This is a genomic window from Frateuria sp. sgz306004 (genome assembly GCF_057750885.1).
The window spans coordinates 380,594-401,828 of sequence record NZ_JBYLFE010000002.1; the positions used below are offsets into that span (position 1 = coordinate 380,594).

Annotated in this window: 19 protein-coding genes; 16 read left to right on the forward strand and 3 right to left on the reverse strand. The window is 64.8% G+C overall.

What is annotated here, in order from left to right:
* Positions 1-11: 11 nt before the first annotated feature.
* From AC3G2C_RS05060 to AC3G2C_RS05070, 3 genes are all read left to right on the forward strand, one after another.
* Entirely contained in the window at positions 12-938 is a 927-nt protein-coding gene (locus AC3G2C_RS05060; protein WP_488383524.1) for a nucleoside hydrolase, read from the forward strand.
* Positions 939-1,046: 108 nt separating this feature from the next.
* A complete protein-coding gene (locus AC3G2C_RS05065; protein ID WP_488383525.1) occupies positions 1,047-1,292 on the forward strand; it encodes a type B 50S ribosomal protein L31 in 246 nt (81 codons plus the stop codon).
* A 254-nt stretch (positions 1,293-1,546) separates the two neighbouring features.
* Complete coding sequence (locus AC3G2C_RS05070; protein ID WP_488383526.1) at positions 1,547-2,842, forward strand: citrate synthase; 1,296 nt, start codon at positions 1,547-1,549, stop codon at positions 2,840-2,842.
* A gap of 102 nt (positions 2,843-2,944) precedes the next feature.
* On the opposite strand, the gene AC3G2C_RS05075 is transcribed toward AC3G2C_RS05070, so the two are convergent.
* Both AC3G2C_RS05075 and AC3G2C_RS05080 read right to left on the reverse strand, forming a co-directional pair.
* On the reverse strand, positions 2,945-3,619 hold the full coding sequence (locus AC3G2C_RS05075) for a hypothetical protein (protein WP_488383527.1): 675 nt from the start codon (positions 3,617-3,619) through the stop codon (positions 2,945-2,947).
* Between the two features lie 85 nt (positions 3,620-3,704).
* Positions 3,705-6,203 carry a penicillin-binding protein 1A gene (locus tag AC3G2C_RS05080; protein WP_488383528.1) on the reverse strand — a complete coding sequence of 833 codons (2,499 nt, stop codon included), beginning with the start codon at positions 6,201-6,203 and terminating at the stop codon, positions 3,705-3,707.
* A 252-nt stretch (positions 6,204-6,455) separates the two neighbouring features.
* Between AC3G2C_RS05080 and AC3G2C_RS05085 the strand changes: the two genes are divergently transcribed.
* From AC3G2C_RS05085 to AC3G2C_RS05135, 11 genes are all read left to right on the forward strand, one after another.
* Complete coding sequence (locus AC3G2C_RS05085; protein WP_488383529.1) at positions 6,456-7,514, forward strand: pilus assembly protein PilM; 1,059 nt, start codon at positions 6,456-6,458, stop codon at positions 7,512-7,514.
* Positions 7,514-8,290, forward strand: a complete 777-nt coding sequence (locus AC3G2C_RS05090; RefSeq protein WP_488383530.1) for a PilN domain-containing protein — start codon at positions 7,514-7,516, stop codon at positions 8,288-8,290. The genes AC3G2C_RS05085 and AC3G2C_RS05090 overlap by 1 nt, the downstream gene beginning before the upstream one ends.
* Entirely contained in the window at positions 8,287-8,949 is a 663-nt protein-coding gene (locus AC3G2C_RS05095; RefSeq protein WP_488383531.1) for a type IV pilus inner membrane component PilO, read from the forward strand. Before AC3G2C_RS05090 ends, AC3G2C_RS05095 begins: the two co-directional genes overlap by 4 nt.
* Positions 8,946-9,485, forward strand: a complete 540-nt coding sequence (locus tag AC3G2C_RS05100) for a pilus assembly protein PilP (RefSeq protein ID WP_488383532.1) — start codon at positions 8,946-8,948, stop codon at positions 9,483-9,485. Before AC3G2C_RS05095 ends, AC3G2C_RS05100 begins: the two co-directional genes overlap by 4 nt.
* 56 nt (positions 9,486-9,541) lie before the next feature.
* Positions 9,542-11,665: a type IV pilus secretin PilQ gene (locus tag AC3G2C_RS05105; RefSeq protein ID WP_488383533.1), complete on the forward strand. Its 2,124-nt coding sequence runs from the start codon at positions 9,542-9,544 to the stop codon at positions 11,663-11,665.
* Positions 11,666-11,812: 147 nt separating this feature from the next.
* Positions 11,813-12,808 (forward strand): AAA family ATPase, encoded by a 996-nt coding sequence (locus AC3G2C_RS05110; protein ID WP_488383534.1) that lies wholly within the window; start codon positions 11,813-11,815, stop codon positions 12,806-12,808.
* Positions 12,805-13,737 (forward strand): DUF58 domain-containing protein, encoded by a 933-nt coding sequence (locus tag AC3G2C_RS05115; protein WP_488383535.1) that lies wholly within the window; start codon positions 12,805-12,807, stop codon positions 13,735-13,737. Before AC3G2C_RS05110 ends, AC3G2C_RS05115 begins: the two co-directional genes overlap by 4 nt.
* The gene (locus AC3G2C_RS05120; protein WP_488383536.1) at positions 13,734-14,273 is read left to right on the forward strand and encodes a DUF4381 domain-containing protein; all 540 of its coding nucleotides are present in this window, start codon (positions 13,734-13,736) and stop codon (positions 14,271-14,273) included. Before AC3G2C_RS05115 ends, AC3G2C_RS05120 begins: the two co-directional genes overlap by 4 nt.
* A complete protein-coding gene (locus AC3G2C_RS05125) occupies positions 14,266-15,246 on the forward strand; it encodes a VWA domain-containing protein (protein ID WP_488383537.1) in 981 nt (326 codons plus the stop codon). The genes AC3G2C_RS05120 and AC3G2C_RS05125 overlap by 8 nt, the downstream gene beginning before the upstream one ends.
* Entirely contained in the window at positions 15,243-17,141 is a 1,899-nt protein-coding gene (locus AC3G2C_RS05130) for a VWA domain-containing protein (RefSeq protein WP_488383538.1), read from the forward strand. The genes AC3G2C_RS05125 and AC3G2C_RS05130 overlap by 4 nt, the downstream gene beginning before the upstream one ends.
* Positions 17,138-18,826 carry a BatD family protein gene (locus AC3G2C_RS05135; RefSeq protein WP_488383539.1) on the forward strand — a complete coding sequence of 563 codons (1,689 nt, stop codon included), beginning with the start codon at positions 17,138-17,140 and terminating at the stop codon, positions 18,824-18,826. Before AC3G2C_RS05130 ends, AC3G2C_RS05135 begins: the two co-directional genes overlap by 4 nt.
* Here the strand turns inward: AC3G2C_RS05135 and AC3G2C_RS05140 are convergent.
* Entirely contained in the window at positions 18,810-19,334 is a 525-nt protein-coding gene (locus AC3G2C_RS05140) for an O-acetyl-ADP-ribose deacetylase (protein ID WP_488383540.1), read from the reverse strand. The genes AC3G2C_RS05135 and AC3G2C_RS05140 overlap by 17 nt on opposite strands.
* A gap of 74 nt (positions 19,335-19,408) precedes the next feature.
* On the opposite strand from AC3G2C_RS05140, the gene AC3G2C_RS05145 reads away from it, so the two are divergent.
* Both AC3G2C_RS05145 and AC3G2C_RS05150 read left to right on the forward strand, forming a co-directional pair.
* A complete protein-coding gene (locus tag AC3G2C_RS05145) occupies positions 19,409-19,873 on the forward strand; it encodes a MarR family winged helix-turn-helix transcriptional regulator (protein WP_488383541.1) in 465 nt (154 codons plus the stop codon).
* Between the two features lie 221 nt (positions 19,874-20,094).
* Positions 20,095-21,225 (forward strand): efflux RND transporter periplasmic adaptor subunit, encoded by a 1,131-nt coding sequence (locus tag AC3G2C_RS05150; RefSeq protein ID WP_488383542.1) that lies wholly within the window; start codon positions 20,095-20,097, stop codon positions 21,223-21,225.
* Positions 21,226-21,235 lie beyond the last annotated feature (10 nt).

Below are 21,235 nucleotides of genomic sequence, written 5' to 3' on the forward strand. Positions count from 1 at the left end.
GACGACACACCATGAGCACTTCGCCGCTGCTGATCGACACCGACCCTGGCGTAGACGACGCCCTCGCCATCCTGATGGCCCACGCGCATACCCAGGTGCTGGGGCTGAGCATTGCCGCCGGTAACGTCGGCCTCGCCCACACCGTGCGTAACGCGCGCACGCTGGTGGATCTGGTCGGGATGCCTACCCCGGTGTTTGCGGGCTGTCCCACGCCGCTGGTGCGCCTGCCGGAAGAGGATGCCATGCACGTGCACGGCGCCGATGGCCTGGGCGATGTCGGCTTTGCCGAGCCCAAGGCAGTGGCCGCCGACGAGCACGCGGTGCATGCCATTCTGCGACTCACCCGTGAGCATCCGGGGCTGACCCTGGTGGCGCTGGGCCCGCTGACCAATCTGGCGCTGGCCGTGCGCATGGACCCCAGCCTGCCGCAGCGCGTGAAGCGTCTGGTGATCATGGGCGGTGCCGTGACGGGCCTGGGCAATACCGGCAAGATCCCGGCTGAATTCAACATCGGCTTCGATCCGGAAGCCGCGCATGTGGTGTTCGAGGCTTTCCCCACGTTCGACCTGGTGGATTGGGAAGTAGTGTTGCGCCACGCGTTCGACGACGCAGAGTTCGCCACCTGGATCGCTGCAGGCGACCAGCGCGCGACCTTCTTCGACCAAGTGTTCGGCACCGCGCGTGCGTTCAATGCCAAGCGCGGTCGCCGTGGCGTGATCGCCGCCGACGCTTTGGCGATGGCCGTGGCGATCGATCCGGCCATCGTCACGCGCATGGAAGAGCGTCACGTGGCGGTGGAAATGGACGGTCGCCTGACGCGCGGCGCCACCGTGGTGGATTGGACCGATCGCCTGGGCAAGCCAGCCAATGCGCGCATCGTGATGGAGGTCGATCAGGCTCGCTTTGGCGCCATGGTGCGCCGGGCGCTGGGTGCCTGAATCACGGTTCATGGCAAGGTGGGGCGGCCAAGTGACTGACCCACTTGCCAATGGCATTGGCCTGTGGTTAAAATGCCGCTCTTTTCACCCACCGCTTTCGAGTTAGTCATGAAGCCCGATATCCATCCGAATTACCGTCCGGTGGTGTTCCAGGACCTGTCGTCGGACTTCGCGTTCCTGACGCGTTCCACGATCGCCTCCAAGGAAACCGTCAAGTGGGAAGACGGCAACGAGTACCCGCTGATCAAGGTGGATATCTCGAGCCACTCCCATCCGTTCTACACCGGCAAGCAGAAGACGCTGGACACCGGCGGCCGCGTCGACAAGTTCCGTCGTCGCTACGCGCAGAAGTAATCGCGCGATACGCTTGCGGTCACGTCGCTTGCAAAGCGGCGTTCGCTAGACGATGACACGGGGCGAGCCATGGCTCGCCCCGTGTCTTTTTGTGCCTGCAATCCGACCATCCGCTAGGGCATGTTGGCGGGACGATGTGTGATAATGGGCGGCGAGGTGTCGCAGCCTTCCCCACTTTGCGACATCAACCCTACTTCGTCGGCCTTCGTCCCCAAGGCACGCCGACGACGACCAATAGTGTAAGGAGGTTATCCGTGTCCGATTCCAAGATCGTCAAGTTGGTGGATGAGTCGACCAGCCGCAGCAGCGAACTGCCCCTGCTCAGCGGCACGCTCGGTCCCGCATGCATCGACATCGGAACGCTGTACAAGGACACGGGCCACTTCACGTATGACCCGGGCTACGGCAGCACCGCAAGCACCAAGAGCGCCATCACCTACATCGACGGCGACGAGGGCGTGCTGCTGTATCGCGGCTACCCGATCGAGCAGCTGGCGGAGAAGTCCAACTTCCTGGAAACCTCGTACCTGCTGCTCAACGGCGAGCTTCCGACCAAGGACCAGTTCGCCAAGTTCGAAGACCAGATCACGCATCACACGATGATGCACGAGTCCCTGAAGGACTTCTTCAAGGGCTTCCATCACGACGCGCACCCGATGGCCATGCTGGCCGCGTCGGTGGCCTCGCTGTCGGCCTTCTACCACGACGACATCAACGTGGATAACGCGGAGGATCGCAAGCTCGCCGCGATCCGCCTGATCGCCAAGATGCCGACCATCGCCGCCGCCTGCTATCGCTACTCGATCGGCTGGCCGTTCCGCTACCCGCGCAACAACCTCGAGTACGTCAACCGCTTCCTGCACATGATGTTCGAAGTGCCGAGCGAGCCGCTGGAAATGAACCCGGTGGCCGCCAAGGCGCTGGACCTGCTGTTCATCCTGCACGCCGATCACGAGCAGAACGCCTCCACCTCCACGGTGCGCCTGGTGGGTTCGACCGGTGCCAACCCGTACGCCTCCATCGCCGCGGGCATCACCGCGCTGTGGGGTCCGGCACACGGCGGCGCCAACGAAGCCGTGCTGAAGATGCTGGAAGAGATTGGCACCGCCGACAAGGTGGAAACCGCCGTCAAGCGCGCCAAGGATAAGAACGACAACTTCCGCCTGATGGGCTTCGGCCATCGTGTGTACAAGAACTTCGACCCGCGCGCGAAGATCATCCGCGAGATGTGCCACAAGGTGCTCAACGAGCTGGGCGTCAACGACCCGCTGCTCGACGTCGCTATGAAGCTGGAAGAGGCCGCGCTGAAGGACGACTACTTCGTCGAGCGCAAGCTTTACCCGAACGTCGACTTCTACTCGGGCATCATCTACAAGGCCCTGGGCATCCCGACCGAGATGTTCACCGTGATGTTCGCCATCGCGCGCACCTCCGGTTGGATCGCCCACTGGATCGAGCAGCACGAAACCCCGGGTTCGCGTATCGGCCGTCCGCGCCAGATCTACACCGGCGCCAACGTGCGTGACTACGTGTCGAGCGACAAGCGCTAAGCACTCGCTAACGCACTACAAAAAACGCCCCGGCCAAGCCGGGGCGTTTTTTTTGTGCCTGCCAGTAGCGTGCCGCGGTCTATCAGCGGACTCGTGAATGGATTACTTGAGTGCCGCGGACAACATCTTCTCGAACTCGTCGTCGTTGTCGGCGGTGGCGAGTAGCTCCTCCACCATGGCCAGCGAGGCGCGGCGCATCGGCTTTTCGTCAATGCGATCCAGTGGAGGCTGCCTTAGCGCGTCTTTGGGCAAGACGGTGATGTCGAACGGCAGGCCGTCTGCGTTGAATACGAGCACCGGATACTCGGCTTGTTCATCCCGTGCGGTGCGAAGGCGTCGGGTTTGCTGGGTGAGCGGTACGCCGTGCTCCTGCAGATACAGCACGACCGATTCGGCGGTGTCGCTGAACACATGCAGGCAGACCGCCGAGTGCGCGTCCGCCGTGCCGTCCAGCACCGCACCGACCAGGCGCGGGTCGAACTGGCGTAGAAAGCGCATGGCCTCCACGGCGGCCTCGCGCCGCTCCTGCAGCAATTGGGGCTGGCTGTCGGCGTGGAAAATGCGCTGATGCTCGCGCAACGCCTCTTCGATCTCGTTGTTGCGCGGCAGTGCCTGTGCTTCGACGATGCCGAGGCGTTCGGCAGCCTTGATCTTGGCGTGATGGAAATCGCGGATGCCGTGCTCGCTCATCAGGCGCGCCGCCTCCTGGGCGACGCGCCGGCGATTGCGTTGCAGGCGATCCTGCGCGTGGATGCGATGATGTTCGCCTCGTGCCATGCCTCATTCCTCCGGCAAGCGGGCGCTCGCGGTGGCGAGCGCGGGCGGCAGAACGGGTAATGGGCGGATCCCGCGCTGCCGACGATCAGAAGATATCGTAGGCGTGTTGCTGATCCTGTTCCTCCTGCTGCTGATTCGCCTGATTGCGCAGTCGATCCACATCTTCGACCTTGAATATTTCAGACATCGCATTCGGGTCGCCTGTTCCCGCAGGCAGGCCGCTGGCGCGGTCGATCAACACCGTACTAATGCCGGGCGGCATCGGCAAGGTGGTCGAAGGCAGGTCTTTCAGCGCCGCTCCCATGTAGGACATCCAGATGGGTAGCGCCGCCTTGGCGCCGAACTCACCTTTGCCAAGCGAACTGAAATCGTCGAAGCCTACCCACACGGTGGTCACCAGGTCGCCGTTGAAGCCGGCGAACCAGGCGTCGCGGTGGTCGTTGGTCGAGCCCGTTTTGCCGGCCAGGTCGTCGCGGCCCAGGGCCATGGCGGCCGAGCCGGTGCCGCGCTTGACTACGTCCTGCATGAGCGAGGTGATCAGGTAGTCGTTGCGTACGTCGATGACTTGAGGCGCCAGCACGGGCGGGTGGGCGCCATCGCCATGGGCGTCGGCAGGCAGCACGGCATCGCCCACGCCGGCAACGCTGCCGGAGGTGGCCGGGGCGTTCGCGGAGCTGGCGGCAGCCACGGCGTTGGCCGGGGGGCTGCTGGCAGCCGGCGGGGGGCCAGGCGGCCGGGTGTCGAGCAGGCGTTCCGCGCAGGTGCGGCAGGCGCGAGCGGGGTTGGCCAGGTACACGGGCTTGCCGCTGCGGTCATCGATCTCGCTGATGAAGTACGGGGTAACCAGGTAGCCGCCATTGGCGAACACGGCGTAGCCCCTTGCCATGCTCATTGGCGACACCGAGGCAGTGCCTAGTGCCATGGACAGGTTGCCGGGCAGCGAATCCAGGCTGAAGCCGAAGCGCGTGGCGTATTCGCGTGCGTAGCGCACGCCAATGGCGTCGAGCAGTCGCACCGAGACCAGGTTCTTGGACTGCACCAGGGCCTCGCGCAGACGGATGGGGCCGTCAAACTTGTCGTCGTCGTTGGACGGCGTCCACAGTCCACCCGGACGCGAGGGGTCGGGCAGGGCGATGGGGGCGTCGTTGACGATCGAGGCCGGGGTAAAGCCGCGCTCGAAGGCGGCCGAGTAAATGAAGGGCTTGAAGCTCGAGCCCGGCTGGCGTGCAGCCATCACGGCGCGGTTGAACTTGCTGCGCAGGAAGTTGAAACCGCCCACGAGCGCCTGTAGAGAGCCGTCCTCCGGGTTGATCGAGGCCAGGGCGGCCTGGGCCGCGGGGATCTGGGTGAGCTGCCAGTTGCCCTTCTCATCACGCGACAAGCGCACGATGTCTCCGCGTTTGAGCAGGGCCGACACGCTCTTGGGGCGGGCCCAGCTCATGGCCTCGGCATTGAGCTTCACCTGCTCGCGGCTGGCGAGATAGATGCTGGCCTCGTTCCCGGACACGCCAGTCACGAGGCCCGGCTGCATGCCCGAGATATCGGTATAGCCGGCCAGGGCGCGATCGAGGTCATCGTTGCTGGCGTCGGCGGCAAGCTCCTGGTGAGCCTCAGGGCCGCGCCAGCCGTGGCGTCGGTCGTACTCGACAAGACCGGCGCGCACGGCGTCCACCGCCGCCTGCTGGCGCCCGCTCTGGATCGTGGTCTTCACCACATAGCCCTCGGTGAGGGCGTCGTTGCCCAGGCGGTCGAGCACTTGCAGGCGCACCATTTCTGCCAGGTACGGGGCGTCCACCTCGATCGGCGGTTCGTGCGGCGAGGCGTTGTTGGCCTCGGCCACGGCCTGCTCGTACTCGGCCTTGCTGATGTAGTGGTTCTCAAGCATCTGGCCCAGCACCCAATTGCGGCGGGCCAGCATGCGTTTGGGGTTGTTCAGCGGGTTGACCACCGACGGCAACTGGAAGGTGGACGCCAGGGTGGCGCACTCGGCCACGCTGAGCTGGTCCAGGGTCTTGCCGTAGTAGTACGAAGCTGCTGCGGCCACACCATAGGAGCGGTGGCCCAGGAACATCTTGTTGAGGTAGAGCTCCAGGATCTGGTCCTTGCTCAGCTCGCTCTCCATGCGCAGGGCGATGAAGATCTCGGTGAGCTTGCGCGAGTAGAGCTTTTCCGGGCTCAGGAAGAAGTTGCGTGCCACCTGCTGGGTAATGGTGGAGCCGCCCGGGCCCTTGTCGCCACCGGACACCACCACATGCCAACCGGCGCGGGCGATGCCGTGCCAGTCCACGCCGGGGTGCTTGTAGAAGCTGGCGTCCTCGGCCGCCAAGACGGCGTGCTTGAGTCGCTCGGGCACCTCCCCGATGGCCACTGGGATACGGCGCGTCTCACCGAAGCTTGCGATCAGCTTGCCGTCGGCAGACAACACACGCAGTGGAACCTGCATGTGGTAGTCCTTCAGCACGGCTACCGAGGGGAGGCGGGGGGAGATCAGCCAATAGGCCACGCCGACCGCCGCGACACCCAGCAGCAAACCCGTAAAGGCCAGAATGATGATCCAGCGCAGCAACCGCTTGAGAATTTGCATGGTTTGGGTGTTTGCGAGACGTAAGTCAAAACAACACAGAGTATAGATGTAGCAGTATCCACGGCATGAACCGAGGCGCGCGACAGCAAAAAACAGGCCATCGGGGCGAATGGCCCCAAGTGTGGATGCCGTCACGCGAAAGTGTCGAGAAAAACCTCGTAGGCCGTTGCCAATACATTAATTTTTAGTTTTAATGCCGTCGCGCATCCCGCCGATACAGGTCGTGGGCGCCCAGGGGCAAGGGGGAAAATCGTGGGGCTCTTTACACCCAAGAAGCCGCCGCTTGTTGGTGTCGACATCAGCTCGACCGCCGTCAAGTTGCTGCAGCTCAGCCAGGCCGGTGGACGCTATCGCGTAGAACACTACGCGGTCGAGCCGCTGCCCCCCAACGCGGTCGTCGAGAAGAACATCGTCGAGGTCGACGCCGTGGGCGAGGCCATCCGACGCGCACTGGCGCGCTCGGGGTCCAAGCTCAAGCACGCGGCAGCCGCCGTGGCCGGATCGGCGGTGATCACACGCATCATCCCGATGCCCAGTGATCTCTCCGATGATGACCTCGAAGGGCAGATCCAGGTCGAGGCCAACCAGTACATCCCGTATCCCATCGAGGAAGTGAGCCTCGATTACGAGGTGCTCGGTCCGGTTCGCGACAACCCCGAAATGAACAACGTGTTGCTCGCCGCCTCGCGTACCGAGAACGTCGACATGCGCGTGGCCGCGCTCGACCTGGGCGGACTCACCGCCAAGGTGATCGATGTCGAGGCCTTCGCGATGGAAAACGCCTTCGCGATGGTGGCCGATCAGCTCAACGTGGGCCGCGACGCCCTGGTGGCTGTGGTGGACATAGGCGCCACCATGACCACGCTGTCGGTGTTGCGCAATCAGCGCACCATCTACTCGCGCGAGCAGGTATTCGGCGGCAAGCAGCTCACCGACGAAATCATGCGCCGCTACGGCCTCTCCTACGAGGAGGCTGGTCGCGCCAAGCGCAAGGGTGGCCTGCCCGAGTCCTATGAGAGCGAGGCGCTGGAGCCGTTCAAGGAATCGCTGATCCAGCAGATCAGCCGCCTCCTGCAGTTCTTCTTCGCCGGTAGCGAGTACAGCAAGGTCGATCAGGTAGTGCTGGCCGGCGGCTGCGCTTCCATCGAAGGCATCGGCCCGATGCTTGAGCAGCAACTGGGTGTGTCCTGCGTGGTAGCCAATCCGCTGGCACGCATGTCGCTCTCGCCACGCGTGCAGGCCCAGGCGCTGGCCCAGGATGCTCCCGCGCTGATGATTGCGGTCGGGCTGGCGCTGAGGAGCTTCGACTGATGGCACACATCAACCTACTCCCCTGGCGCATCGAACGTCGCAAGCAACGCGAGCGCGAGTTCTACATGCAGCTGGCCGCGGCTTTCGTGGCGGCGTTGCTGGTCGTGCTGCTGTGGGTGTTCTGGATGGACACCCGCATCGACAACCAGAACCAGCGAAATAGCTATCTGCAAGGCGAGATCAAGCAACTCGATGAGCGGATAAGCAAGATCAAGGATCTCGAAAAGGTGCGCGAGCGCCTGCTGGCTCGCAAGCAGATCATCGAGCAGCTACAGGCCAATCGTTCGCAGATGGTGCATCTGTTCGACGAACTGGTGAAGACGATTCCCAACAGCGCGCGACTCACCGGCCTCAAGCAGACCGGCGACTCCATGAGCCTGGAGGGCGCCGCCCAGTCCAACGCCAGCGTTGCCGAATACATGCGCAACATCGAAGCCTCGCCGTGGATGGGGCATGCGGATCTGCGCAAGACCGAGAACACCCATGGCGACCTGCGTCTGCCGTACGCCTTCGGCCTCGATGTGGCCCTGAGCCGCCCCAAGGCCGAGGAGAGCAGTGACGACGAGCACACGCCGGTTCTGCCCGCTGCTGCACCGGCCGCACCTGCCGCAGCCAGCAGTGCTCCGGCCAAGGCCGCTCCGGCGCCCGCCGCCTCGGCGATGCATCCGGTGCCGGCCGCTCAGCCGGCCGCTCAGCCGGCCGCTGCGGGGGCGGGCACGGCCAGCGCTGACGGTAAGAACAGCAGCCCGGCCGCGACTCGGGGGGGCAACAAATGACCTTCTTCAAAGATCTGCAGAGCCTCGATTTCAACAACATCGGTGGTTGGCCCCGGTCGATCAAGATGTTCTTCACGGCCTTGCTGTTCGCGTTGATTGTGCTGTTCGGCTGGTACTTCTACGTCAGCGATCAGCAGGACACGCTGCAACAGTCTGTAGCCAAGGAGCAGCAGCTCAAGCAGGAGTTCTCGCAGAAACAGGCCAAGGCCGTGAATCTGGAGGCCCTGACCCAGCAGCTCGATGAAATGCAGGACATGCTGCGCCAGTTGCTGCGCCAGCTGCCCAGTCGTACCGAAATGCCCGAGCTGCTGGTGGATATCTCGCAGACCGCACTGTCGGCGGGCCTGGAAACCGAGCTGTTCCAGCCGGGCCCCGAGGCGCCGAAGGATTTCTACGCCGAGAAGCCGATTCAGCTGCGCATGGTGGGTACCTACCATCAGTTCGGCACCTTCATCAGCGGCGTGGCTTCATTGCCTCGCGTGGTCATCCTGACCCTGCACGACGTGTCGCTGACACCCAAGAACAAAGACGCCAAGGGGGGCGGTGGCTTGCTGGTGCTGCAAGGCACAGTGAAGACCTACCGCTACCTCGAAGACGACGAAAGCGCTGAGGCCAAGGCCGCCAACGCCAAGTCGGCGACGAATGGGGGGCGCAAATGAGCAAGCCGATGGCCTTCAGGTACGTCGCCGTGGTCAAGGTGTCGTTGGCACTGTGTGCCTTGCTGACCCTTGCCGGGTGCAGCGGCCAGGATGATCTGCACCAATGGGTGGCGCAGGAGAAGCAAAAGAAGGGTGCGCCGATTCCGCCGTTGCCGGTCATCCGCACCTTCGAGACGTTCCAGTACAACGATCAGGACCGTCGTGACCCCTTCAGCCCCAGCACGGCTGAGCTGCAACAGGCCAACGCCAATGCAGGCCCCAGGCCGGACGAGAACCGGCCGAAGGAACCGCTGGAAATGTTCGCACTCGACAGCCTCAAGATGGTTGGCACGGTCGGTGCAGGCAATGGACTGGAAGTTTTGGTGAAGGATCCGGGGGGCGTCATTCACCGCGTCCATCGCAATGAATACATCGGGCAGAACTACGGTCGGGTCACCGCCATCAGCGAAGACCACATCGACATCGTGGAGCTGGTTTCCAACGGTAATGGTGGCTGGATGGAACGTCCCGCCAGCATCGCGCTCGGCGAGAAATGAGAGACACAGGGGCTGATGCAATGAGCAACCAAATCAAACCTGTCCGGGGCCGTGTCATGCGCCAAGCGAGTCGTTACGTGATCGTGGGCCTGCTGACCATCGGTGCCGCCTGGTCGAGCGCCGCCGCGGCTGCCGCCAGCACCCTGAAGGAGATCAGCTACGACACGCTGCCGGGTGGCCGTGTGGAGCTGCATCTGAACTTCACCCAGGGTCCGGTACCCGAACCCAAGATCTTCACCACTGGCAACCCGCCTCGCATCGCGGTCGACTTTGCCGACACCGACAATGCCGCGCCGCGTCACCTTGATATCAACAAGGGCACGACCACCGGCGTCTCGGCCGTGTCGGCCGGCGGGCGCACCCGTGTGGTAGTCGAGCTCGTACGCGACTCCACCTACCGCTCCCGCGTGGAAGGTAACTCCTTGGTGCTGACCGTGAACAACGGTACCGAGGCATCCACCACCACCACGGCGGCGGTCATCGACCCTTCCAAGGCATTGCCGTCGATGGCCAACGGGCCTTCGGTGTCCAACATCGACTTCCGTCGTGGACCCAACGGTGAAGGCCGCATCCTGATCGATTTCAGCGGCCCGGGCGCCGGCGCCGACATGAAGCGCCAGGGCGACAAGGTGATGGTCGACATTGACCACGCCAGCCTGCCCAGCAACCTTGCCCAGCGCCTGGACGTGCTCGACTTCGCCACGCCGGTGCAGTCGATCGTCACCAAGGCTGGCGTGCGTGGCGGCGCGCATCTGGAAATCGCCGTGAAGGGCTCGGTCGACACCTCGGCCTACCAGAGCGGCAACCAGTATGTGGTCGAGGTTGCGCCTAAGAAGAAGGACGGCAAGGCGGACGCCAAACTGGCCAAGGGGCAAGAGCCGGTCTATACCGGCAATCGCGTCACCTTCAATTTCCAGGACATTCCGGTGCGCTCGGCCCTGCAGCTGCTGGCCGATATTTCGGGTCTGAACCTGGTGGCCTCCGATACGGTGGGCGGCAGTGTCACCCTACGCCTGGTGAACGTGCCCTGGGATCAGGCGCTCGACGTGGTATTGCGCGCCAAGAGCCTGGACAAGCGCCGTAACGGCAACGTGATCTGGATTGCGCCGCAGGAAGAGCTGGCCAAGTACGAGCAGAGCATTGCCGATGCTCGCCTGAAGGCGGAGGACAACGCCGAGCTCATTACTGACTACGTGCCTATCAGCTACGGCAAGGCCAAGGACATCGCCAAGTTGCTCACTCAGGGCAGCATGACGGGTATTGGTGGCGGCACTACGGCAGGCGGCGCGCGTGGCTTCCTCTCGGCGCGCGGGAGCGTCTCGTTCGACGAGCGTACCAACACGCTGCTGATCAACGACAACGCCCAGAAGGTCCGCGAGCTGCGTGAGCTGATCTCGGTGCTGGATCGTCCGGTGCAGCAGGTGTTGATCGAATCGCGCATTGTCATCGCCACGGATAACTTCACCCGTGCCTTGGGTGCCAAGTTCGGCGTCCAGGCCAAGCGCACCAATCCCAGCGGCCAGGTGATCTCCACCGGCGGCCAGGATCAGGGCAACGGCACGGCCACCGGCACGAACGTGAACCTCCCTGCCTCCGGTGCGGCAGGCAGTCTGGGCCTGGCGATCCTCGGCAAGAACTACGCCCTGGATCTGGAACTCTCGGCCGCGCAGACCGAAGGCACCGGCGAAGTGATCTCCAGCCCGCGTGTCATCACTGCCAACCAGCAGGAAGCGGTGATCCGCCAGGGTCAGGAAATCGGCTACGTCACCTACCAGAACAGCACCACCGGTGCGGCTGGCAGCGGTACCGCCACCGTGCAGTTCAAGGACGCCGTGCTGGAGCTCAAGGTCACGCCGACTATTACGGCCGACAACCGCGTGTACCTGATGATCAACGTCAAGAAGGATGCGCTGGCCCAGTTCATCACCGTGCCGGGCAGTGGCCAGGTGCCGCAGATCGACACCCGCGAGATCAACACCTCGGTGCTGGTCGACAACGGTCAGACCGTGGTCCTGGGCGGCATCTACGAGATCACCAAGCAGAACACCGCCACCAAGGTGCCGGGTCTGGGCGATATTCCGGGTCTGGGTATCCTTTTCCGCAATACTTCGCGCCAGAACGACAAGGCGGAGCTGTTGATCTTCGTGACCCCGCGTATCCTGAGCGAAAGCCTGCAGTAACGGGCTTTGCGATGGGCCAAAAGGGCGGCTTCGGCCGCCCTTTTTGTTTGTCCGTCGGGTCTGCACACGGGCCAGAAGTCACGAGGACTAAACTTCCTGCGCGGATTAAGGTCTGTATGGCGCACGACCTCCCAGATGGAACCCACGATGGATATGCCCCAAGCCTTTCCCGCACCGAGCCTGCAACAGGCCTTTATCGAGGTGCGCGACGACCTGCGGCGCAGCGTGATCGGGCAGCCTCACCTGATCGACTGCCTGCTGATTGCCCTGTTAGCGGATGGCCACCTGCTGGTCGAAGGCGCGCCAGGCCTTGCCAAAACCACGGTGGTGAAAGCGCTGGCGGCATGCATCGAGGCGGATTTCCATCGCGTACAGTTCACCCCCGACCTGTTGCCTGCCGACCTGACGGGCACCGATGTGTTTCGCCCGCAGTCGGGCAACTTCGAGTTCGAGCGCGGCCCGTTGTTTCACAACATTGTGCTGGCGGACGAGATCAACCGAGCGCCGGCCAAGGTGCAATCGGCGCTGCTGGAAGCCATGGCGGAGCGCCAGATCACCGTGGGACGCAGCACTTGGCGCCTGCCTGAGCTGTTCATGGTGATGGCCACGCAAAACCCCATCGAGCAGGAAGGCACGTTTGCGTTGCCCGAAGCCCAGCTCGATCGCTTTGTGATGCACGTGACCATCGGCTACCCCGATGCGGAAGCCGAACTGGCCATTCTTGCATTGGCGCGTGAGCAAGCGCGTCGAACCTTGCACCCCACGCCGCCGGCGCGTCCCACCCTGAGCCAGGCGGACGTCTTCAGTGCGCGCGATGCGGTGCTCACCGTGCACATGGCGCCCGCGCTGGAGGAGTATCTCGCCCAGCTCGTGCTCGCCACGCGTAACGCCGAGGCCTATGGGCCGGAACTCAAGCGCTGGATCGCCTGGGGCGCCAGCCCGCGCGGCACCATCGCGTTGGACCGCTGCGCTCGCGCCCACGCGTGGCTGGCGGGGCGTGACTATGTGCTGCCGGAAGACATTCACGCCATCGCCCACGAGGTGCTCCGTCATCGCGTGCTATTGAGCTACGAGGCGGAGGCCGAAGGCGTGCGCAGCGACCAGGTCATCCGTCGCGTGCTGGATCTCGTGCCATTGCCGTGAACGCCGTGGTGAGTCCCATGCGAGACGCGGACGGTCGCACGCGACCGCAGCTGGCCGAACTGGTGGCGTTGCGCAGTCGCGTGGCCAAAGCGGCCCTACCCCGATTGGAAAGTCACGCCGCGCGCGCCGGTGCGCAATCCAGCCGCCTATACGGGCGTGGCATGGATTACGCCGAGTCGCGGGTCTATCAGTCGGGCGATGATGTGCGTCGGCTCGACTGGCGCCTCACGGCCCGCAGCGGACGGCTGCATACCAAGCTGTTCCAGGAAGAACGAGAAGGCCGCTTGCTGATCCTGCTCGACACCAACGAGAGCATGCGGTTCGGTACACGCGTACGCTTCAAGTCGGTGCAAGCGGCACGCGCTGCGGCACTGGCGGCGTGGTACGTCGTGCGTGCAGGTGAGCGCGTGGGTTTGATGGAGTTCGGTCAGCGCCGCCGGTTGCTGCGTCCGGATGGCGGTGTGCATGGCGCGCTCGCCGTCTGTGGCGCGCTGGCGGACGAATCCGCAGGAAAAGAGGGCGGAGGCGCCGAGACTCTGTCCGATGCCCTGTTGCGTGCCCATCGGCTTATGCACGGGGCCAACCGCGTGCTGTTGATCAGCGATGGCTTGGAAGCCGACGCGTCGGCCAAAGGTCGCTTGCTCGACCTTCGGCGCAAAGCCGGCGTGCGCGTGTTGGTGGTCGCAGACCCGCTGGAGCTCGGCTTGCCACCGGCGGGGCGTTATCCACTGGAACACGCCGGTGAGCGACGTGAAGTGGCCTTGTTCGGCGAGCGACAACGTCGCGAGTTCCAGCAACGGCTCGGTGTGGGACAGGCGCGATTGAACGAGCTGGCGCAAAGCCTGGGCCTTCCCCATCGCACGATCGATACCGCTGCCGATCCCCTCGATGCGGTGTTGAGCCTGCTAGCACCCGGAGCACGGCGATGAGTGCGCCAGCCAGCGCGGCATCTGCGGCGTCAGGGCCGGTCCTGCGTGATATCCATGTGCCGCCGTCGCCCTCCTGGTGGCCGCTGGCTCCAGGCTGGTGGGTATTGGCGGTGTTGCTGCTCGCCGTGATCGTCGTGATGACTTGGTGGTGGCTGCGTCGACGAAGGCATCGTCGCGATGAGTCGATGGTGCTGAGCGAGCTTGATGCGTTGGCGCAACGCTGGCGCGATCAGCCGATCGCCTTGGCGACCGGCTTGCATCAGCTCATGCGTCGTGTCGCCCTGCGTTACGACGCGACGGCCGGGCAGCGTCAGGGGGCCGCTTGGCGCGATACCTTGGCGAAGGTATCGATCGACGCGGCAACGCTCGATCAATTGATGTCGATCGAGCAGGCCATGTATCGCCCAGGGCTTAGCTTGCATGCCGATAAGGCGATCGACGCTACGCGACGCTGGTTGATCCGGGCCTGGCGTTATGGCCGCAATCGCGGTGTTGCTGTGGCCCTGGGTAAAGCAACGGAGGCGGGCCGTGTCTGAGTTCGCCTGGCCGTGGATATTCGTGTGCTTGCCGCTGCCCTGGCTGTTGCGGCGGCTTTGGCGAGCGGCAGCGCCCGGGCAAGCGCTGCACTTGCCGCATCCAGATTTGCAACTCGCCGCCACGGCGCGCACCGAGCGTGCCGGCTGGCGTGGCTGGTTGCTGGCGCTGGCATGGTTGGCACTGCTGGTGGCGGCGGCTCGTCCGCAGTGGGTTGGGCCGCCGCAGGCCCAGCAGCGGAGCGGTAGGGCCATGCTGTTGGCGGTGGACTTGTCCGGCAGCATGCGTACTGACGACATGCAGTTGGGCGGTCAGCCGGTGAGCCGTTTCGGGGCGGTAGAGGCGATTGCCGGCGACTTCATCGCGCGTCGCAGCGGCGATCAGATGGGCTTGGTGCTGTTTGGCAGCCGCGCCTTTCTGGTGACGCCGCTCACTTACGATCTCAACGCGGTACGTGCCCAGTTGCAGGGTGCCGCGGTGGGTTTGGCCGGCACGGAAACCGCCATCGGCGATGCGATCGCAGTGGCGGTCAAGCGCCTGGCGAGCTTGCCCGAGCAGGCGCGAGTGGTGGTGTTGCTCACCGACGGCGTCAATAACGCGGGCAGCATTGCGCCGCTGGAAGCCGCACGGGCCGCGAAGGCTGCCGGGGTGCGTCTTTACACCATTGGCATCGGTGCTACCGAGATGCGTGTGCCCGACTTGTTCGGCACGCACGTGATCAACCCCTCGGCAGATCTCGACGAGGGCATGTTGCGCAACCTTGCCGATCAAACGGGCGGTCGCTACTTCCGTGCCACCGACGCGCGTCAGCTGGTTGATGCCTATCGCGCCATCGATGCGTTGGAGCCGATGACGCAACAAGGACCCTCATTGCGGCCAAGGCATGAGCTGTTTCGTTGGCCGCTGGCGCTGTCGGCTCTCGCTTGGTTGTTGGCGGTAACGCCGCGTGCGCGTCGCCGGGAGGCGCTGGCATGAGCGAGGCGCTACAACAGTTTCATTTCTTGCGTCCCCTGTGGCTGTTGGGATTGCTGGCCTTGCCGCTACTTCTCGGTTTGGCGTGGCGTCGCGATCGAACGCGCGAGGCATTGGCACACTTGGTGGACGCCGAGTTGCTGCCACACCTGCTTCATGGCAAGTCGGCCAGCCGGCGCTGGCCCGCACTATGGTTGATGCTGGGTTGGACGTTGGGCACGCTGGCCATGGCAGGCCCGACGTGGAGTCGCGTGGCGCAACCCTTGTATGCACAGCGCTCGGCTCAGGTGGTTGCACTTTCGATGTCCCAGCACATGCTGGCGCGGGACGTGGCGCCGAGCCGACTCGATCGCGCGCGCTACAAGGCGCGCGATCTGCTCACTGCCAATCATGACGGCCTCAATGCCTTGATCGCTTATGCGGGGGAAGCGTTCGTTGTCGCGCCCCTCACGTCCGATGCCGGTAGCCTGCACGATCTGCTCGATGCACTCGCGCCGGACACCATGCCGGTGGATGGCGATAACGCGGCGCAGGCGATCGAACGCGGTGTGGCGCTCATCCAGGGTGCGAAGGCAGGCGGTGGTGCGGTAGTGCTGATCACCGACGATGCCGATGACGCTGCCGTGGCGGCAGCGCGCAAGGCGCGGGAGGCTGGCGTGCGTGTATCCGTGCTGGGTGCGGGTACGCCCCAAGGCGCGCCCGTGCCGCTTGGTGCCGACGGCTTCCTGCGAGACAACCATGGCGACATGGTGATGGCGACCCGCAACGACACCGCCTTGCGCAAACTGGCCGATGCCGGTGGGGGCGTCTATGTACCCATTCGTGACGATCATGGCGATATCGATGCCTTGCACGCCACGTTGCGCAGCGACAGTCATCCCATGCTCGCCGCCGATCAGCAGGGTGACGAGTGGCAGGACCGCGGCCCCTGGTTGCTGTTGCCTTTGTTGCCCTTGCTGGCACTGTCGTTCCGGCGCGGTTGGCTTGTCATGCTGCCGTTGTTGCTGCTGCCTTGCGTGCCTGGCGCCGCGCACGCCAGTGCATGGAGCGATCTATGGCGCCGCCCCGACCAGCAGGCCGCCGCCGCCCTGCAAAACGGCGATGCCAAACGGGCACAAGAACTCGCGCGCGACCCCGCGTTGCGTGGAGCGGCCGCTTATCGCGCCGGGGATTACGCCGCATCCGCCAACGCGTTGCGCACGCTGCCGGGCAGCGATGCCGCCTATAACCTGGGCAACGCACTGGCCCGTCAGGGCGATTACCAGGGTGCGTTGGCAGCTTACGATCGCGCACTGAAGGCCAATCCGGGCAATGCCGACGCGCAGGCCAATCGCAAGGCTGTCGAAGATTGGCTTCGCCGCCAACCACCGCAGAAGAGCGGCGCACAGAATGACCAGGGCAAGGGCGGGCAGGGGGCAACGACCAATCCGCCCAGCGACGCACAGGGCAAGCACGGCCAACAGGGCCAGGAGGACGGGAAGCAGAAGCAGGAGGAGGGGAAGCCCTCCGGCGATGCCCAGGGCGATAGCCAGGACGGTGGCCATCCGCAGCCTTCTCAGCCACCGAACGCCGGTGAGCAGAGCGAACCCAAGGCCGACAAGCAGGGCCAGACGCCTGAACAACAGGCTGAAGAAAAGGCGCGCCAGGCCCAGGCCCAGCAAGCTCTGCAGAAGCAGATGGATCAGGCGTTGGGCAAGTCCACCGAGAAGCCGCGTGCGCCAGCGACGCACGACTTGGGCACCATCGAAGCCGACGATGCGCAATCGCGTTTGCCTGCGGAGGTGCGCCAGGCCCTGCAGCGTGTGCCCGACGATCCGGGCGCGTTGTTGCGCCGCAAGTTCGATCTCGAATACCGCCAACGCCATGGTGGCGTAAGTGCAGAGGATGATTCGCCGTGAAGCTTCGACCTGCCTTGTTCCTGCTATGGCTGCTCGTGGCGCTGTGTCCGGTGATGGCACACGCCGCGGACGTCCAGGCCACGTTGGATCGCACGCGCGCCGAGCTGGGCGAAACAGTCACGCTCAATCTGCGCGTCAATGGCGCGGGCATGGTGCAGTCCCCGGATCTCAGCGCGCTCTCGCAGGACTTCGCTGTGCTGGGCAGTTCCAGCAACACGAGCATCAGCATCGTCAACGGCAAACGCTCGGCACAGGTCACCGTGGGCGTGGCCTTGCGCCCCTTGCATGTGGGCACGCTGACCATTCCGTCGTTGTCGTTCGCTGGTGGAACCACGGCGCCCCTGCAGTTGGAGGTCGTGACGCCCAATCCGCAGGCTGCCGCCACCGGCGGCAAAGATGTCTTTCTCGAAGCGGTGGTGGACGCACCCACGGTGTACGTGGGGCAACAGGTCAACTACACCGTGCGCTTGTACTTCGCCACCGACCTCACCAACGGCGCGCTGGAAGATCCCCAGTTGGCTGGTGTCGATGTGCGACGTCTGGGTAACGAGACCAACTACCAGGCCGAGCGCGGTGGGCGTCGCTACAACGTGATCGAGCGTCGCTATGCACTCACGCCGCAACGCGAGGGCCACCTGACCATTCCCTCGGTCGCGTTCCAGGGCGACATGGTCGACATGGCCGATCCCGATTCCTTCTTCGGCCATGCCACGCCCGTGTCGGCGTCGTCGCCGCCGGTGTCGATCGATGTGCGGCCCCCGGCACTCAAGGATGCCAACGTCGCCTGGCTGCCCGCACGCGAACTCAGCCTCAAGCTCGACGGTGGCCCCGGGCAGGGCGTGCTGCGTGTCGGCCAGCCGCTCAACCTGGTGATGAGCGAGCAGGCCACTGGCCTCCCTTACGAAGCGCTCCCCGCGCTCAGCATGCCTAGTCTCGACGGCGCTACCGTTTATCCCGACAAACCGATCAACGGTACGCGTGTGGACGGCCAATACCTGGTCGGCAGCCGCCAGCAGAGCTTCGCCGTTGTGCCCAGCCGCCCCGGTTCGCTGACCATTCCGGCCACGACGTTGCGTTGGTGGAACGTGGTCACCGACAAGGAAGAAGTAGCGACCATTCCCGCACAGACCTTCACCGTGCTCGCTGCCGCCGGGAGTTCGGCGCAGGACGCGACACCTGCCCAGCCGGCATCTGCGCCAGCCGCTGCCTCATCCGCACCGCTCGTATCTGCTCCAGCGGCAACAGCGACGCCATGGCGATGGTTGGCGCTCGGCAGCTTGGCACTGTGGGTGGTCAGCCTGCTGGTCTGGTGGCGGTCGCGCCGGGCCACCGGCGCGACCGCCAAGGAGCCCGCGGCACCTTCGGGCGGTCAGGCGCGTGCGGCGTTTCTCGCGGCCGCCGGCGGGGGCGATGCGGCGGCCCAGGCCGCTACCTTGCTCGCATGGGCCCGCACCGAACGGTCGTCGTTGCAGAACCTCGGCGAGCTGGCCGAAGCACTGGCATCGGAGCCGCAGCGCACGGCCATCGCGGCCCTGCAACGCCGGCGCTACGCCGGTGCCGGCACGGCCGAGGTAGGCGAGCCACTGGCATCCGTGTTCCGTGACGGCTTTCAATGGCGGAGCGTCGGGCCAACCGACCCAGCTTCGCCGCTGCCGCCGCTCTATCCGTTCAAGGTGCAGCGCTGAGAGCGTTACGCCAGATGGTGGCCATCGATTCGCTGAAGCAGCACAGTACGATGCGCAGGTCGTTGACGGTGGTGGGGGCGACACGCAGGGTCGTCAGTGCCACGGACGCCGCCAGTTCCGGTGGGTAGCCGTACACGCCACAGCTAATGGCCGGAAACGCGATGGATCGTGCGGCGTGGATGCTGGCCAGGTGCAGGCTTTGCCGATAGCAGTTCGCGAGTAGTTCGGGTTCGCCGTGAACGCCGCCGCGCCATACGGGTCCCACCGTGTGGATCACGTAGCGGGCGGGCAGGTCGAACCCTGGCGTGATGCGCGCCTCGCCGGTGGGGCAGCGCACGCCGGGCGGGTGCTCGGGCAGGGCTCGGCAGGCAGCCAGCAGGGCAGGGCCGGCGGCACGGTGGATGGCGCCGTCCACGCCGCCTCCGCCGAGCAGGCTGGAGTTGGCAGCGTTGACGATCGCCTCTACGCTGAGCCGCGTGATATCGCCAACGAGCACTTCGATAGACATGAGATGTGGCTTCGCAAGATTTTGCGACATATGCTTGACACCACTATAGGCCCGCCTGGACCGACTCCGCATCTATGACTAAGGCAGAAGACATTTCCTTCGGCTACCTGCTCAACGACGTGACCTTGCTCTTCCGCAAGCACTTCGATCGGCGTGCCGTGAAGTTTGGACTTACCCGAGCGCAATGGCGCGCCACCAAGATGCTGTATTACCGCGAGGGCTTGCGCCAGACCGAGCTGGCCGAGTTGCTTGAGATGGAGCCCATCGCGGTGGGGCGCGTGATCGATCGCCTGCAGGCCGCCGGCTTCGTGGAACGCCGGCACGATCCCAAGGATCGCCGTGCGTGGCGCCTCTACGTGACCGACCAGGCGCGCTCGGTGATCGCCGATATGGAAGAGATCGCCCGTGGCCTGCGCAAGGACGCCACGCGCGGCATCGAGGTGGCCGAGTTGCAGCAGGCGCTGGCGGTGATGAATCGCCTCAAGGAAAACCTGCAGGCCCTGGATGGCCCTGTATCGCTGGACGACACCGAGGCTTGAGAATCCATGGCGCGCGCATGCGCGCTGTGTGCCTGCCGTATTGTGACGCGTTTGCCAAGTGCTGTCGGTCGTGCCGGGATGGCGCGGGCGCTGCTTCACAATGCCTGGTGCTATGCACCACGGCAACACAAGGTGCGCGTCGGCCGCTGCGATTCGCATGGCCGACAACGGTGCGGCATGCGTGAGGGGCATGCCGGCCGCGGTTGATGGTCGGAGAAATCATGCTGCGTTCGTCTCGGAAGAAAGTCCTATGGCTCGCCATCGCGCTGGCTGCGATAGCCGTCGCGGTGCCCCTGTATCGCGGTAAAGAGCGCGCGGTGGCCAAAAGCCCGGCCGCACCGACGGAAGTGCCAGTAAGAGTGGCGGGCGCCCGCCGTGGTGATCTGGAGCTCACGCTCAAGGTGATCGGGCGTGCCGAAGCGTTCTCCACCGTCAATGTGCAGGCGCGCGTCAGCGGCCAACTGCAAGCAGTGCTGTTCAAGCCTGGTGGAGTGGTCAAGCAGGGCCAGACCATCGTGCGCATCGATCCGAGCCTGTTGCAGGCGCAGCTGGATCAGGCGCTGGGCAACCTGGCCAAGGACCAGGCGCAACTGGACAACGCGCGCACCGTGCTCAAGCGCTACCAGCCGCTGCTGGGCAAGGGCTACGTCGCGCAGTCCGATTACGACAGCTACAAGGCGAACGAAGGCATCTATGCCGCCTCGGTGAAATCCGATCAGGCGGCGGTGGAGTTGGCTCGCACGCAGCTGAGCTATGCGCAGATCCAGGCGCCGTTCGACAGCCTGGCGGGCGCGCCGCTGGTGTATCCCGGCGCGCAGGTCACGGCGAACGACACCTCCATCGTGGTGCTCAACCAACTGCGCCCCATTCACCTCACCTTCGCCATCCCCGAAACGGCACTGGCGGACCTGAAAGCCAGCATGGCGCGCGGCGCCGTGCCGGTGACGGCAAGCATTCCGGGTGGCAAGGGTGCGCCGATGGCGGCGGAGCTGGACTTCGTCAACAACGCAGTGGATGCCGGCACGGGCACCATCCAGCTCAAGGCGCGTTACGCCAATGACGATGATCGCCTTACCCCCGGTCAGTTCGTGGAGGTGGTGTTGCCGACCACGCACCTGGCCAACGTAGTGACAGTGCCCGTGGTGGCGCTGCAGAACTCCCCGCTCGGCAGCTTCGTGTTCGTGGTCAATGCCGATGGCACGGTGCAGCAGCGCATGGTCACGGCTGGACCCAGCAGTGGCACGCAGATCGTCATCGAGAAGGGCTTGCTCGGCAATGAGCACGTAGTGACCGATGGTCAATTGCTGCTGGTGGATGGCACGCGTGTGCGCGTTGTGCCCGATGCCGGCTGAATGATGGAGT